The organism is Nonomuraea mesophila, assembly GCF_004352805.1.
In the GTDB taxonomy this organism is placed as follows: domain Bacteria; phylum Actinomycetota; class Actinomycetes; order Streptosporangiales; family Streptosporangiaceae; genus Nonomuraea; species Nonomuraea longispora.
In genome coordinates, this window is record NZ_SMLD01000023.1 from 32,118 (window position 1) to 46,914 (window position 14,797).

The following is a 14,797-nucleotide window of genomic DNA, read 5'->3' on the forward strand; positions in this document are numbered from 1 at the left end:
TCACACCCCCGTCGTGTTGCGGGGGTAGGCGATCTGCGGGTCGGTGGCGATGTTGACCATGTAGGGGATGCCGGAGTCGAACGCCCTGCGCAGCGCGGGCCCGATCTCCGACGGCTTGGTGACGAGCTCGCCGCCGCCGCCGAGCGCGGTCACGACTTGGTCGTAGCGGCACTGGGGCTGCAGCTCGGCGGCCACGTCGTAGCCGTACAACAGCTGCATGGGGTGTTTCTCCAGGCCCCAGATGCCGTTGTTGCCGCAGATCATGACGACGGGCAGCCGGTGGCGTACGAGGGTGTCGACGTCCATCAGCGAGAACCCGGCGGCGCCGTCGCCGAGCAGCAGCACCACCTGCGAGGACGGCCTGGCCAGACGGGCGGCGATGGAGTAGCCGAGGCCGGTGCCGAGGCAGCCGTAGGGGCCCGGGTCGAGCCAGTTGCCGGGCTGGCGGGGTTCGACGTATTTGCCGGCGTAGGAGACGAAGTCGCCGCCGTCGCCGATCACCACGGCGTCGTCGGCCAGGATCTTACCCAGCTCGCCGTAGATGCGCATGGGGTGGATCGGGTCGGAGTCGGAGGCCAGCAGCTCGGCGTCGCCGGCGATGGCGGCGGCGGCCGTGTCGGACAGCTTCGTCACCCAGGGGGCGTAGTTGTCGGGTTTGACGCCCGCCTCGCCACAGGCGGCGCCGAGGCTCCAGAACACCACCGACAGGTCGCCGGCGGCGGACGCGGCCGGCTGCATGTGCGTGGCGAGCTGCGACGGCGCGTCGGCGATGTGGACGACGCGGGCCAGCGGCGCGCCGTCCTTGCCGCCGAACCAGCCGTAGCCCAGGCGGAAGTCGAGCGGGGTGCCCACCACGATCACCAGGTCGGCCTGCCCGAAGGCGAGCCCCCGCGCCCGGGTGACGAGCAGCTCGTGCCCGGAGGGCAGGATGCCGCGGCCCTGGCCGTTGGGGATGACGGGCAGCCGCCACGTCTCGGCGAAGTCGCGGGCGGCCTCCTCGGCGCGCTCCATCCACACGTCCGACCCGTAGACCAGCACGGGCCGCTCGGCCTCGGCCAGCAGCCGCGCGATGCCGGCCAGGTCGCCGGGGTCGGGCTCCAGCGGCGAGGGCGTCTGCGTCTGCACGTCGTGCACGGGCGACGGCGAGAACAGGTGGTCCATGTAGAAGTCGAGGAAGACCGGGCCGCGATGGGAGGCGACCGCCGTGCGGAAGGCCATCTCCACCTCGTGGCCGACCGACTCGGCGCCGCTCGCGGTGAACGACAGCTTGGTGATCGGGTCGAGCAGCGGCGGGTGGTCCATCTCCTGCAGCGCGCCGCTGCCCCAGCGCGACTGGGGCGCGCGGCCGCCCATGACGACCACGGGGGAGCCGTTGAAGTGGGCGGTCGCGACGCCGCTGACGCCGTTGGTGATGCCGGGTCCGGCGGTGAGCACGGCCAGGCCCGGCTTCCTGGTCAGCCGCGCCGTCGCCTCGGCGGCGAAGACGGCGCTCTGCTCGTGGCGTACGTCGAGGATGCGCATCTCCTCGTGCACGGCGCCGTCGTAGAGCGGAAAGACGTGTCCTCCCGACAGGGTGAACATGGTCTCGACGCCATAGGCCTTGGACACGGCGACGGCGGCGTCACCGGCGTGCTTCGCAGACTCCATGCCGGGAACTTACCAACCAGTCACAGGAGTAAACAGACCTTAAGGCCTGTGCACAGATGATCTTCAGTGGCAGCACAGGGTGACATGGCCGTCCGGCGCCTCCGCGGTGATCTTCCGTGGTGAGCGGGGGTCCTTGTCGATGTCGAGGGTGGAGTTGCGGGCGGCCACCGCCAGGTCGTACGAGCCGCCGTTCACGTACACGCTCACGTCACCGGACGTTCTCACCATGGCTCGCACGTCGCTCGGCGGGCTGACGAAGCTCAGGTTCACGTCGCCCGCCCCGACCTCCGCGTCGGTGCTGTCGGCGTTCAGCCCTTCGGCGTCGATGTCGCCCGTCCCCACCCTGGCCCAGAGGGAACCCGCGAGGTCGTTGACGCGCACCCTGCCGGAGACGGACGTCAGGCGTACGTCGCCGAACACGTGGCTGACGCTGAGAGTGCCACGGTCCGTGCCGGCGTCGATGTCGGTCTCGGGCGGCACCGACAGGAGGTAGTCGGCCATGCACCGGGGGCCCTCCGGCCGGCCGCTCTCCGGGCAGGCCACGTCGAGCCGCAGGGTGCTCGTACGCGCGTCCCAGTCCTCCGTGACGGTGGGGCGCTCCCGCGTCCACCGTACGGACCTGCGGATGAACACCTCGCCGGCCTGACCGGGCACGATCGACACGTGCACGTCACCGCGGGAGGAGGTGATCTTGATCTTGCGTTCCGAGAACGGGATGGACCGTTGCCTGGTGTCCTCGGGCATCCTGGTCGAGGCGAACCCTTCCCAGAGCGCCGCCGTGGACCCCAGCAGCGCCACGATGGTCGTCAGCGCGCCCAGACTCAACCAGACCGCTCTCATGGCAGGCTCCTGATCCTGAGGAAGCGCAGCACGGCGAGCACGCGCCGGTGGTCGCCCTCCGCGGGTGACAGGTCGAGCTTGGTGAAGATGTTGCCGATGTGCTTGCCCACCGCCCCTTCGCTCAGCACGAGCGCCTGGCCGATGCCCGCGTTCGAGCGGCCCTCCGCCATCAGCTGGAGCACCTCGTGCTCGCGGGGCGTGAGGCGTTCGAGCGGGTCGCTGTTGCCGCGCAGCAGCAACTGGGAGACCACCTCGGGGTCGAGGGCGGTGCCGCCGGAGGCCACCCTGCGCAGCGCGTCGATGAACTCGGCCACGTCGGCCACCCGGTCCTTGAGCAGGTAGCCGACGCCGCCGGTCGCGGCCGAGGCCAGCAACTGGGCGGCGTAGCGCTCCTCGACGTACTGGGAGAGCACGAGCACCGCGAGGCGGGGTTGCTGGCGGCGCAGCAGGAGTGCGGCGCGCAGCCCCTCGTCGGTGTGGGTGGGCGGCATTCTGACGTCGGTGATGACGAGTTCGGGGTGGTGTTCCTCGGCGGCCCGCAGCAGCCCTTCCGCCTCGTCCACGGCCGCCACCACCTCCATGCCGGAGGCGTCCAGGAGCCTGATCAGGCCCTCGCGCAGCAGGACGGAGTCCTCGGCCAGCACTACTCGCACGGCAGCTCCACCTCGATCGTCGTCGGGCCGCCCAGAGGGCTGGACAGCCGGAGCGATCCGTCGACCGCCTGAATGCGCTGGGCCAGACCGCGCAGCCCGGTGCCGCCGTCCAGCGTGGCTCCGCCGCAGCCGTCGTCGTACACCGACATGTGCAGGCGGTCGTGCTCACGCCGCACGCTCACCTCGGCCTTGGTGGCCGAGGCGTGCTTGGCTATGTTGGTCAGTGCTTCGGACACGATGAAGAACGCCACCGCCTCGATCGTCGGACTCGTACGCCGCTCGATGTCGACCCGGAGCCTGACCGGCACCGGCGAGCGGGCGGCCACTCCGGACAACGCCGCGTCCAGCCCCTGGTCGTTGAGCACGGCGGGGTGCAGGCCCCTGACGAAGTCGCGCAGCTCCTTGAGCGCCTGCTTGGCCTCCTCGTGGGCCTGCTCGATCGCCACGCGCGCCGGCTCGGGCAGGTCGGTCAGGGTGGCCCTGGCCAGGCCGAGGTTCATGGCGAGCGAGACGAGCCGCTGCTGCGCCCCGTCGTGCAGGTCACGCTCGATCCTACGGCGCTCGGCGTCCGCCGCGTCGATCACGCCGGCCCGGCTCTCGGTCAGCGTCTCGATCCGCTGGCCGAGCTCCGAGCGGCTGGGCCCGAGCAGCGTACGGGCCACGAGCAGGTCGAGCACCGCCATGGCGCGCGCCAGGAAGGGGGCGAGGATCAGCAGCACGAGTCCCACGACCATGAAGAGCGCCAGCACCCGGTCGTCGCGCAGGTTGTACCTGAACTCCATCGGCGGGGGATCCAGCTGCGGCGCCACGAACGACAGCAGGCCCACGAACGACCCGCCCCACACCGTGGCCACGAGGATCGCCGCGGCGGTGCCCACGAACGGCGACAGCAGGTGGTAGGCGATCTGCCGCCACGCCGCCGGGCTCCGCCATCCCGCCGGCGCCGGTGTGGGCGGGATGCGCACCTCCAGGAACGCCGCGAACCGGGAGCGCTGCACCCGGGTGAACCACGGCAGGGCCCGCCACAGCAGGCGAGGGACCACGGCCAGCACGACCGTCAGGCCGCCGAGCAGCACGGCGACCGGCAGGCCGGTCATGACGTGAGCCGTGTCGAGCCAGGCCCGTGCCGACCACGGACGGGGGACTGTCATCAAAAGCCTCCGAGGAGACCCCCGCCTTCGGCCGGGGAAGGAATTGGACTCCTGCGGAACAGGACAGGGGTAGCCGGTTCGCCGTCAGGCGAACCGGCGTCAGAACGCCGCATGACAACGCACGGTTCGGTAGTGTGTTCGACGGTGGCGATGACCAAGCCACCGGACGAACAATCAGAAGCATCCTCGACGCAGGGCTTGCGGAGAGGTGAAACGCCTGTGGAGCTGGTGTAAGACCTCAACGAGAGTTCCTTTCTCGGGCGGGCGACCGGCGGTGAAGCAGGAAGGCCAGCCGGCGACGGCTGGAATCCCGGTCCTTCGGGCCGGGAGGATGCCAAGCCCCAACGGTATTGACCCGAGGGGGAAGCGGTGAATGGGCCTGGTGTGCTGGTCGATGGTGGGGCTAACCCCACCATCGGTGCCAGCCTGCTCAGAGGACCTGCCGCCGGAAGGCCGCGGGGTCGAACGTGCCGCCCAGCGTGGGGCCGAGCCCCTTGCGCGCCACGTCGGCGAACGCCTGCCGGTCCAGCTCTCCCGCCCCGTCGGGCAGCGCCCCGGCCAGTGGCCGCGCGGCCAGCATCTCGAAGTCGGCCACGCCGCTGCGCGCGGACGTGCCAGGACGCCGCGGCCACCGGCCGATCACCAGCCCGGCCAGGTCGAGCCCGCGGTGGGCCAGCGCCTCCAGGGTGAGGGCCGCGTGGTTGACGGCGGGGCCACCGGGACCGGCCACGACGAGCACCTGCGCGTTCAGGGCGCGCGCGAGGTCGGCAACGGTGGCGCCGTCCTGGTCGAAGCGCTCCAGCAGCCCTCCTGTGCCCTCCACGACGACCAGCCGGTTGCTCTCGCTCAGCTCCCGCACCAGCGTGGCGGCGCCGGCCAGCGACACGGGCGGCAGGCCCGAGGCCCTGGCCGCGGCGGCGGGGGAGAGCGGGCCGGCGAAGCGGCGCAGCTCGAAGGTCGTGGTCACCCCCGACAACCTGATCACCTGGTCGACGTCGCCGGGTTCGCCGGGCGCCACCCCGATCTGGGCCGGCTTGACCACGGCGGTCGCCGCCCCCCGCTCCAGCGACAGCACGGCCACGGCGGCCGTCACCACGGTCTTGCCCACCCCGGAGCCGGTGCCGGTGACGACGAGAACGCTCATGGACGTCAGCCTAGGAGTCAGCGAAGAACAGGGCCCACGGCGCGCTCGTCACGGCGAGCGCCCCGTGAGCCTTCACGACCGGCGCTCGACGGAGGCGAGCCGGGGTCGGCGGGTCCGGGCAAGGTGGCCTGCCGTAACGGATGAGGGCCTGTCACGGCCGGCGCAGGCTTGTACCGGTCGCGGCGGTGGAGCGACGAGGGTCTGTCACGGCCGGCGCTGGCGCGTGACGAACTTGTACCGGTCGCGGCGGTGGAGCGACGAGGGTCTGTCACGGCCGGCGCTGGCGCGTGACGAACTTGTACCGGTCGCGGCGGTGGAGCGACGAGGGTCTGTCACGGCCGGCGCAGGCGCGTGACGAACTTGTACCGGTCGCCGCGGTAGAGCGACTGGGCCCACTCGACGGGGTTGCCGTCGGCGTCGAAGGCGTGGCGGGTGAGCAGCAACATCGGCAGGCCGACGTCGACGCCCAGGGCCTTGGCGTCGTAGGGGGTGGCCAGCACGGTCTCGATGATCTCCTCGGCGTCGGTGAGCCGCACGTTGTAGGCGTTGTGCAGGGTCTCGTACAACGACGCGTGCACCTCAAGCTCGCGCCGCAGCCGGGGGAAGCGGCGGGCGGACAGGTGGGTCGTGTCGATGGAGACCGGCTCGCCGTTGGCCAGCCTGAGGCGGTGGATGCGCAGCACGCGCCCGCCCGGGTTGATGGCCAGACGCCTGGCCAGCGCCTCGTCGGCGGTGATGTAGCCGATCTCCAGGATCTTGGTGTCGGGCTCCAGGCCGGCCGTGCGCAGGTCGCCGATGTAGGAGGTGAGCTGGAGCACCTGGGCGACCTTCGGCTGGGCGACGAACGTGCCCTTGCCCTGGATGCGCAGCAGCCGCCCCTCGACGACGAGCTCCGTCAGCGCCTGCCGGACCGTGGTGCGGGAGGTCTCGAAGCGTACGGCGAGCGTGCGCTCGGGCGGCAGCGCGGTGCCGGGCGCGAGGCTCTTGGTGAGCTCGAGCAGGCTCCGTTTCACGTCGTAGTACTTCGGAACGCGGGGGCTGTCGTCAGTCACGCTCTCACCTTCACTTCTGCCACGGCGGTGAGGGCGTGTCTGGTCACCGCGAGATCATCGGAACTCACTTCGGCCCGAGCGGTCAACCGCGGGCCGGAGCCGCCGACCGGCGCCGAGCGCGTACGACAGCTGGCACGCACGGATCCGGGCTGCTCAGGTTGATGGTGAAGGATATCCACAGCGACGTGCGCGATCGCAACCGAGGCCGGTCCGCGAGCCGTGTCGCGGGGAGACGACCCGCTCGTACGGATCACCTCCGGCTGGTCGCGCCCAGCCCTTTTCCTGGAGCTGAGCGGTGTCGGCTGTGTGAGGGTTCTCACAATATGAGATTTCACGAAAGGGTCATTACTGGGCACGATGCCGCACCTGTCGTCAATATGCCAGAGCGTGGGCACAGGCCCGGAAGGTGGACCCGTATACCGGCTGGGCGGCCAAACGCCCACCTCAGCGGGCCCGGCGCCGGGCGGCCGGTTTGGCTGTTGCGGGGGAAAGCACGCATGATGCACTCGTGCCGACACTGAGCGACCTCGTAGCCCGCCACACAGCGCTGGACGAGGCGGATCTCGACTGGCTGCACTCGCTGGTCTCCGACTGGCAGTTGCTGGCCGACCTGTCCTTCGCCGACCTCATCCTGTGGGCCCCGCTGCTGGGGGAGAACGGCTGGATCGCGATCGCCCAGATGCGGCCGACGACCGGCCCGACGGTCTACCACGACGACATCGTCGGCAGCGTGGCGGCCAAGGGCGAGCGCCACCTCATCGACACCGCCTGGAACGAACGCCGCATCTGCCGCGAGGGCGATCCCGACTGGTCCACCGGCGTGCCCGTCCGGGAGGAGACGATCCCCGTACGCCGTGCCGTGGAGGGCGGCGAGGCCCGCTTCCTCGCGGTGATCCAGCGCTCCACCAACCTCTCCTCGGCCCGCACTCCCTCCCGGCTGGAGCTGACCTACCTGCAGAGCGCCTCCGACCTGGCGCAGATGGTGGCGGAGGGCCGGTTCCCGTTCTCCGGGGACGAGCCGATCCTGGTCCGCTCGCCGCGCGTGGGCGACGGCCTGCTCAGGCTCGACCGGGCGGGGCGGGTCACCTACGCCTCGCCCAACGCCCTGTCCGCCTACCGGAGGCTCGGGCTGCACGCCGACCTGGTCGGGGCGGAGCTGGGGCGGGTCACCGCGCAGCTGTGCTATGCCGACGAGCCCATCAACGAAGACCTCATGATCGTGGCCAGCGGGCGGGCGGCGAAGGAGACCGAGGTCGAGTCCGGCGGCACGATCGTGCAGCTCAGAGCGATCCCGCTGATCGTCGGCGGCGGCCGCATCGGCGCGCTGGTGCTGATCAGGGACGTCACGGAGCTGCGCAGGCGCGAGCGCGAGCTGATGACCAAGGACGCCACGATCCGCGAGATCCACCACCGGGTCAAGAACAACCTGCAGACCGTCGCCGCCCTGCTCCGGCTGCAGGCCAGGCGGCTGCAGGTGCCGGAGGGCAGGGAGGCGCTGGAGGAGGCGGTACGCCGGGTCGGGTCGATCGCGATCGTGCACGAGACGCTCTCTCATGCGCCGGAGGAGTTCGTCGACTTCGACGAGATCGCCGACCGGGTGATCGCGATGGCGGGTGAGGTGTCCTCGGCGGAGGTGGCCGTGACCCCGCGGCGGGTGGGAGGCTTCGGCGTGCTGCCGTCGCTCATCGCCACACCGCTGGCCATGGCGCTGACCGAGTTGTTGCAGAACGCGTTGCAGCATGGGAGGCCCAAGCGGCTGGAGGTCGTGGTCGAGCCGGGGCACGACCGGCTGAACCTCACGGTCTGGGACGACGGGGGCGGATTGCCCAGCGGGTTCGACCTCGACAGCTCCACCAGCCTGGGGCTGCAGATCGTGCGTACGCTGGTGGTGGGGGAGCTGTCGGGCCGGCTGTCGATCCAACCGCGGCTGGAAGGCGGCACGGAGGTGGTGATGTCGATCCCGCTCCCGCCGGCCTGACCCGGACGAATCCGCGTTCGAGCCGCCGGCGGGCACATCCCGTGGACGCGCCGGAGCAGGGGGTGCGGTCGGTCAGGCGGAGAGCCGGGCGCGGGCGCGGGCGGAACGGCGCTTGAGTGCGCGGCGCTCGTCCTCGCTCAGTCCGCCCCAGACGCCGGCGTCCTGTCCGGACTCCAGCGCCCACTTCAGGCAGGCCTCGACGGCCGAGCAGGACCGGCAGACCTGCTTGGCCTCCTCGATCTGGAGGAGGGCGGGGCCGGTGTTGCCGATCGGGAAGAACAGCTCGGGGTCCACGTCACGGCAGGCAGCTCGGTGGCGCCAGTCCATGCGTCCACTCCTTAGTAGATGGAGCCTCTAGGTCGGCTCCGTGCGGCTACTACTTTGTGAAGAGTTTCACTAACTCGCGCGAACAATCACCCGGGATCCTGTGAGGACCGGGGTCGCTCGCTCGACGCCTTGAGGACCTCGGGGTTTTAAAGGTCCTACGTTCCGACGTCAGTGTTGAGCCTTTCAGTCACTTTGAGTGCACGCAAGAGGGTTGACGCGAAGTTTTGGCTGATATGGATGTCGGATGCGTCACATAATGACCGACTGTAATCGACTAGACCAGAACTTGTAATGCGTTCGGCGTGGACCGGAACGTCACGGTCTCGCGTTCGCCCAGGTAGTCGCCGTCCAGCTCGAAGGCCACCGGGCGGCTCGCGGTGAGCGTGAACTCGGGCTCGTCGTGGAGCTGTACGAGGTGCCGGCCGGACGGAAGGACGTCACTCTCCGTGAGGATGTGCCGGATCACCGGCGCGAGCGCGAGCGGGCCCATGCGCCGCAACCCGAGCAGATCGAGCCCGGTCTCGAACGAGGCCCACGGGGTGGGCCTCACGGGCCGCGCGCCGACGTACGTCCATGGAGAGGTGTTGGAGATGATCGCCATGTACACCCCCTCGGCGGTGGGGATGCCCGGGCCGGTCAGCGTCATCGCTGGATGCCGCTTGTCCGTGGCCAGATAGTGCCGCAGAGCCGTGTTCACATACCGTGTGGGGGTAGCTTTCCTCCCGGCGCCTCTCAGGCCCTCCACGGCCCGTACAACCTCGGCGTCATATCCCATGCCCGAGCAGAAGGTGAAGTAGCGGCTCTGCCCCTCCCAGAGGGCCTGCCCCAGCCCCACGGTCCTGCGCCGCCCTTCCCTGAGCGCCTCCAGCACCGCGCCCGTCGACTCGACCGGATCGTTCGGCAGGCCCAGGGCGCGGGCGAAGACGTTGGCGCTGCCGCCGGGGATGACGATCAGACCGGGGCGGCCGGCGCTGGGGTCGTCGCGCGCGGGCTCGCCGTCCACCGGGTTCAGCAGGCCGTTGACGGTCTCGTTGATCGTGCCGTCGCCGCCGAGCACCGCCACCAGGTCATATCCCTTGGCCAGCGCCGTGGACGCCAGCGAGGCCGCGTGGCCGCGGTAGCGGGTCTCCTCGACGGCGAGGTCGACGGCCGCGCCGAGCGCGCGGATCAGCACGTCACGCGTACGGGCGTTGGTGGTGGTGGCCTTGGGGTTGACCAGCAGCATGGCGCGCATATCGCCAGCGTATCCGGTCTGGCTCGTCCGTTTTATGGGCCTTACGTCCTGTTTCTCGGAGCGAACGTCCCGGGCGGTAGGGTACGGGCGTGAAAGGTCGCCCGCTTACCCTTCTCGTCGCCGCCGCCGTCGTCGCCCTGGAAGGGCTCGTCGCGCTCGGGCTCGGCGTGCTCGTCGCGGTGCAGACGCTGACCGGGACGCCCGACAACGTGACGACGGCCCTGGCGGAGTCGGGCTTCGCGCTGCTGGTGGCGGCCGGGCTGCTCTGGGTGGCCTGGGGCGGCCTGCTCAAGATGGAGCGGTGGGGGAGGTCACCGGCCGTGGTGGCGCAGATCTTCCTGCTGCCCGTCGCCGTCACGCTCATCCAGTCGGACCAGCCGCGGCTCGGCATCCCGCTGATCGTGGTCGCCCTGGCAGGGCTCGTCACCCTGCTGGCGCCCCCCACCACCCACGCGCTCTATGGAGACGGTTAGTCGTCGGCGGTCAGGCCCTCGCGCAGCTGGGCCAGCGTGCGGGCCAGCAGGCGTGAGACGTGCATCTGGGAGATGCCGAGCTCGGTGGCGATCTGCGACTGCGTCATGTTGCCGAAGAAGCGCAGCAGCAGAATGCGTTTCTCGCGCGGGGGCAGCCGCTCCAGCAGCGGCTTGAGCGACTCGCGATATTCGACCCCCTCGAGCGACTCGTCCACGATGCCGAGGGAGTCGGACACCGCGGGAGCGTCGTCGTCGCCGGAGTCGGGGGCGTCGAGCGAGACCGTCGAGTAGGCGTTGGCCGACTCGAGGCCCTCGAGCACCTCCTCCTCGGTCATCTTGAGGTAGGAGGCCAGCTCGGAGACCGTCGGCGCCCGGCCCTCGCGCTGCGACAGATCGCTGATGGCCTTGGTGAGCGAGAGCTTCAGCTCCTGCAGGCGGCGCGGCACGCGGACCGCCCAGCCCTTGTCGCGGAAGTGCCGTTTGATCTCGCCGACGATCGTGGGCGTCGCGTAGGTGGAGAACTCGACCCCCCGGTTGAGGTCGAACCGGTCGATCGACTTGATCAGGCCGATGGTGGCGACCTGGGTGAGGTCGTCGAGCCACTCGCCCCTGTTGCGGAAGCGGCGCGCCAGGTATTCCACCAGCGGAAGGTGGAGCTCGACCAGCTCGTCCCTGATCCGCTGGCGACGCGGCTCCTCGGGACCCAGCTCGGCCAGCTCGGCGAAGAGCCTGCGGGCACGGACCCTGTCGGGCACGGCGTGTTCGCTGGTGGCCATGGCTCCAGTCCTTTCCGTCACGCCGGCCCCGCCGTTCTCTGGGCCGCGCCTCGGCGCTTACGCAGGACGATCGCCATGCGATCGGGAAGGCCCTGGGAAGGTGCCACGGCGTCCACGTCGTCGGCCAGGGCGGTCAGCACCATCCAGGCGAAGTCGTCACGCTTGGGAGCGGAGCTGCCGACGGTCGCGACCTCGACCCTGACCTGCATCTCCTGGCCGGTCAGCTCGAACTCGGCGGTCAGGTCGGTGCCGGGCACCGCCTCGCTCAGCAGCATGGCGCACGCCTCGTCGACCGCGATCCGCAGATCCTCGATCTCGTCCAGCGTGAAGTCGAGCCGCGCCGCCAGCCCGGCGGTCGCCGTGCGCAGCACGGACAGGTAGGCACTGGCGGCGGGGAGCCTGATGCTCACCACGTCGCGGATGCCTGCCACGCCTTCCGCGCGGGTCTCGGTTTCCTCGGTCACGTTCCTCCTCGCGTACGTGGGAACCGCCACGTGGCGGGCCGCTGAGCGCGACCCACCGTATCCGACGCCAACTGCAACTTACCGCCCCTGAGCGGTGCTTGGACGCTTCAGACTCGCCATCAATGGAAAAGGCTCTGCGCGGTCGCCGACCGCGCAGAGCCTTAGGTGCCGTTTTAGGCGGCCTTGGTCTCCCAGAAGATCTTCGAGATCTCGTCGATCTTGCCCAGAAGGTCCTCGGCCTTGCCGACGTCCACCGTGCCCTTGGCGCCGGCGGCGCCCGCGAGCTTTGTCGCGTCCCAGAACAGCTGGTGGAGCTGAGGGTACTGCTCGAGGTGCGGCGGCTTGAAGTAGTCGGTCCAGAGCACCCACAGGTGGTGCTTGACCAGCTCGGCGCGCTCCTCCTTGATGGTCACCGCGCGGGCGCGGAAGACAGGGTCCTCGTTCGCCGCGTACTTCTCCATGATCGCCTTGACCGACTCGGCCTCGATGCGGGCCTGGGCGGGGTCGTAGACCCCGCAGGGCAGGTCGCAGTGTGCGGATGCGACATGCTTGGGTCGTAGCAGTCGTGCGAGCATCGGAAAGTCCTTCCTTGATGCTGAATCAGCTTGGTCCACAACCGACCTTACTCGGGTCCCGGTGCCCGTGGAGTAGGGGGTCGCAGCCCATGAGAGTGCGTGTCGAAGGCGACTCGATGCGTCCCGCGCTGGTGCCGGGAGACTGGCTCCTCGTACGCCGCGGCGCCGCCGTGCGCCCCGGTGACCTGGTGGTGGCCAGGCTCCCCGGCGACCCGCGACGCCTCATCGTGAAGAGGGCGCAGTGGCACGGCGCTGACGGCTGGTGGCTGGAGAGCGACAACCAGCGGGCCGGCGGCCGGCGTGACAGCTGGGACTTCGGCCCCGTCCACGACATCGTCGGCCGCGTGGTGCTGCGCTACTGGCCGCTGGTGCGCCGGGCGGGCGCCGCGCCCCGGCCGCGCCGCCGGCGGCAGACGTCCTGAGTCAGGAGGCGGTCCTGCGGCGGGCGCGGAAGGCGGCCACGTTGGCGCGGCTGGCGCAGCGGGCCGAGCAGTAGCGGCGCGAACGGTTGGACGAGGTGTCGAGGAACGCCTTGCCGCAGCGTGGGTCGAGGCACCGGCCGAGCCGGTCGACGCCCAGCTCGGCCACGACCGCGGCCAGGCCCATCACGGCGCAGGCGGCGTAGTCGTCGGCCAGGTGGAGGTGCCAGGGCCCGCCGTCGTGGTCGGAGAGCTGAGGGCGTACGGGATAGCGCACGAGCAGGGCGTTGAGCAGCTCGACCACCCGCCGGTCGTCGCCGGCCGCGTCGAACACCGCGGCCAGCTCCTCGCGCAGGCGGGCGAGATCGGGCGGCGGGGCGGGATCGTCGGCCAGCCGGACCGCCCACGAGGCGTAAGAGGTCAGGTCCATCCTGGTCCATTACATCACGACGGCCGGTACGGCGGGCCGGTCCGTGGGGCCGGCCCGCCGCTCGCGCTATCCCTCGGGGTGCAGCACCCGGTGCAGGAACGCCTTGGTGCGCTCCTGCCGCGGGTCGCCGATCACCTGCGACGGAGGGCCGTCCTCGACGACCACGCCGCCGTCCATGAACACCACCCGGTCGGCCACCTCGCGGGCGAAGCCCATCTCGTGGGTGACCACGAGCATGGTCATCCCCTCCTCGGCCAGCTTGCGCATGACGGTCAGCACGTCGCCGACCAGCTCGGGGTCGAGCGCCGAGGTCGGCTCGTCGAACAACATCAGGTCGGGGTCCATGGCCAGCGCCCGCGCGATGGCCACCCGCTGCTGCTGGCCGCCCGACAGCTGGCCGGGCAGCGAGTCGCACTTGTCGCCCACGCCGACCTTGTTCAGGTTCTCCCGGGCGGTGACCTCGGCCGCACTCCTGCCGCGCTTCAGCACCCGCTGCTGGGCGATCATCACGTTCTGCAGCGCGGTCATGTGGGGGAAGAGGTTGAACTGCTGGAAGACCATGCCGATGCGGCGGCGTACGGCGTCGATGTCGACGTCGGGGTCGGTGACCTCGATGCCCTCCACGAACACCTTGCCCTTGGTGGGCTCCTCCAGGAGGTTGACGCAGCGCAGCAGGGTGGACTTGCCCGATCCCGACGGGCCGATCACGCAGACCACCTGCCCGGACTCGACCGTCATGTCGATGCCTTTGAGCACTTCGTTCTTGCCGAAGTATTTGTGCAGGTTCTTGAGCTCGATGGCGTGCGTCATCGGTTCCTCCCCTTACGTCCCTCCAGCCGGGACGCGAGGTATCCCAGCGGGATCGTGACGATCAGGTACGTCACGCCCGCCACCATGATGGGCGTGGCGTTGGCGTACTGGGAGGCCAGGTCGTTGCCGAACTTGGCGAGCTCGACGTATTCGCCCGAGACGCCCAGGAACAGCACCAGCGACGAGTCCTTCAGCAAGGAGACGAACTGGTTGGTGGTCGGCGGGATGACCATGCGCACGGCCTGCGGGATCACCACCGTGATCTGCGCCCTGGTCGCCGACATGCCCAGCGACCTGGCGGCCTCGGTCTGTCCCTTGGGCACGGCCTGCAGCCCGGCGCGGAAGACCTCCGCCTGGTAGGCGGCGCCGACCAGGCCGAGACCGAGGATGCCCTGGCCGTAGGTGCCGAACGGCACCTCGAACCCCGGCAGCGCCAGCGGCAGGAAGGTGATCATCAGGAAGATCAGCAGAGCGGGCAGGCCGCGGAAGACCTCGATGTAGAGCAGCGCGATCCAGCGGTAGGGCTTGACCTGGGAGAGCCGCATGAGCGCGAGCACCAGGCCCAGCACGAACGCGAAGAGGAAGCCTCCGGCCGCGTAGATGATCGTGTTGCGCAGCGCGATGGTGAACAGGTCGGGCAGCGCCTGCTCGGCCACCTGCACCTTGGCGAAGTTCTCGGCGAGGCTGCCCCAGTCGGCGTACAGCGCCACGGCGACGAGCGCCAGGACCAGGATGGCGTATTGGACGCCGCGGCTGATCTGCTGTTTTTTCCGGGGGCTGAGCCTGGCGCGGACAGGCTCAGCCGTCGTCGGCTGGTGGGCCAT

Annotated in this window: 17 protein-coding genes; 3 read left to right on the top strand and 14 right to left on the bottom strand. The window is 70.4% G+C overall.

The annotated features are described in order from the left end of the window. The 6 genes from E1295_RS11875 to E1295_RS11900 all read right to left on the bottom strand — a co-directional run bounded on the left by E1295_RS11875 (nt 1) and on the right by E1295_RS11900 (nt 6,487). Nucleotides 1–1,647 (bottom strand): acetolactate synthase, encoded by a 1,647-nt coding sequence (locus E1295_RS11875; protein ID WP_132630311.1) that lies wholly within the window; start codon nt 1,645–1,647, stop codon nt 1–3. Between the two features lie 63 nt (nt 1,648–1,710). Beyond that, nucleotides 1,711–2,487, bottom strand: coding sequence for a DUF4097 family beta strand repeat-containing protein (locus E1295_RS11880; RefSeq protein ID WP_132630312.1), 777 nt, complete (start codon nt 2,485–2,487; stop codon nt 1,711–1,713). Continuing rightward, nucleotides 2,484–3,140: a response regulator transcription factor gene (locus E1295_RS11885; RefSeq protein WP_132630313.1), complete on the bottom strand. Its 657-nt coding sequence runs from the start codon at nt 3,138–3,140 to the stop codon at nt 2,484–2,486. Before E1295_RS11885 ends, E1295_RS11880 begins: the two co-directional genes overlap by 4 nt. Beyond that, nucleotides 3,131–4,291, bottom strand: coding sequence for a sensor histidine kinase (locus tag E1295_RS11890; protein WP_132630314.1), 1,161 nt, complete (start codon nt 4,289–4,291; stop codon nt 3,131–3,133). Before E1295_RS11890 ends, E1295_RS11885 begins: the two co-directional genes overlap by 10 nt. Before the next feature lie 430 nt (nt 4,292–4,721). Next, nucleotides 4,722–5,435 carry a dethiobiotin synthase gene (gene bioD / locus E1295_RS11895; protein WP_132630315.1) on the bottom strand — a complete coding sequence of 238 codons (714 nt, stop codon included), beginning with the start codon at nt 5,433–5,435 and terminating at the stop codon, nt 4,722–4,724. Nucleotides 5,436–5,767: 332 nt separating this feature from the next. Beyond that, entirely contained in the window at nt 5,768–6,487 is a 720-nt protein-coding gene (locus E1295_RS11900; protein ID WP_132331367.1) for a GntR family transcriptional regulator, read from the bottom strand. Between the two features lie 508 nt (nt 6,488–6,995). Between E1295_RS11900 and E1295_RS11905 the strand changes: the two genes are divergently transcribed. After that, nucleotides 6,996–8,465, top strand: coding sequence for a PAS domain-containing sensor histidine kinase (locus tag E1295_RS11905; RefSeq protein ID WP_132630316.1), 1,470 nt, complete (start codon nt 6,996–6,998; stop codon nt 8,463–8,465). A gap of 72 nt (nt 8,466–8,537) precedes the next feature. Here E1295_RS11905 and E1295_RS11910 read toward each other — a convergent pair whose 3' ends face one another. Both E1295_RS11910 and E1295_RS11915 read right to left on the bottom strand, forming a co-directional pair. After that, the gene (locus tag E1295_RS11910; protein ID WP_132331363.1) at nt 8,538–8,792 is read right to left on the bottom strand and encodes a WhiB family transcriptional regulator; all 255 of its coding nucleotides are present in this window, start codon (nt 8,790–8,792) and stop codon (nt 8,538–8,540) included. A gap of 274 nt (nt 8,793–9,066) precedes the next feature. After that, entirely contained in the window at nt 9,067–10,026 is a 960-nt protein-coding gene (locus E1295_RS11915; protein WP_132630317.1) for a diacylglycerol/lipid kinase family protein, read from the bottom strand. A gap of 89 nt (nt 10,027–10,115) precedes the next feature. Between E1295_RS11915 and E1295_RS11920 the strand changes: the two genes are divergently transcribed. Then, entirely contained in the window at nt 10,116–10,499 is a 384-nt protein-coding gene (locus E1295_RS11920; RefSeq protein ID WP_132630318.1) for a hypothetical protein, read from the top strand. Here the strand turns inward: E1295_RS11920 and E1295_RS11925 are convergent. The 3 genes from E1295_RS11925 to sodN form a co-directional block, all read right to left on the bottom strand. Further along, entirely contained in the window at nt 10,496–11,275 is a 780-nt protein-coding gene (locus E1295_RS11925) for an RNA polymerase sigma factor SigF (RefSeq protein WP_171055307.1), read from the bottom strand. The genes E1295_RS11920 and E1295_RS11925 overlap by 4 nt on opposite strands. A 17-nt stretch (nt 11,276–11,292) precedes the next feature. Further along, nucleotides 11,293–11,739: an ATP-binding protein gene (locus E1295_RS11930; protein ID WP_132630319.1), complete on the bottom strand. Its 447-nt coding sequence runs from the start codon at nt 11,737–11,739 to the stop codon at nt 11,293–11,295. A gap of 173 nt (nt 11,740–11,912) precedes the next feature. Further along, nucleotides 11,913–12,314, bottom strand: coding sequence for a superoxide dismutase, Ni (sodN, locus tag E1295_RS11935; RefSeq protein WP_132331356.1), 402 nt, complete (start codon nt 12,312–12,314; stop codon nt 11,913–11,915). A 17-nt stretch (nt 12,315–12,331) separates the two neighbouring features. On the opposite strand from sodN, the gene E1295_RS11940 reads away from it, so the two are divergent. Continuing rightward, nucleotides 12,332–12,736: a S24 family peptidase gene (locus E1295_RS11940; protein ID WP_281284734.1), complete on the top strand. Its 405-nt coding sequence runs from the start codon at nt 12,332–12,334 to the stop codon at nt 12,734–12,736. Nucleotide 12,737: 1 nt separating this feature from the next. Here E1295_RS11940 and E1295_RS11945 read toward each other — a convergent pair whose 3' ends face one another. From E1295_RS11945 to E1295_RS11955, 3 genes are all read right to left on the bottom strand, one after another. Beyond that, nucleotides 12,738–13,163, bottom strand: coding sequence for a CGNR zinc finger domain-containing protein (locus E1295_RS11945; RefSeq protein ID WP_132630321.1), 426 nt, complete (start codon nt 13,161–13,163; stop codon nt 12,738–12,740). A 66-nt stretch (nt 13,164–13,229) separates the two neighbouring features. After that, complete coding sequence (locus E1295_RS11950; protein ID WP_132630322.1) at nt 13,230–13,973, bottom strand: amino acid ABC transporter ATP-binding protein; 744 nt, start codon at nt 13,971–13,973, stop codon at nt 13,230–13,232. Continuing rightward, complete coding sequence (locus tag E1295_RS11955) at nt 13,970–14,797, bottom strand: amino acid ABC transporter permease (protein WP_132630323.1); 828 nt, start codon at nt 14,795–14,797, stop codon at nt 13,970–13,972. Before E1295_RS11955 ends, E1295_RS11950 begins: the two co-directional genes overlap by 4 nt.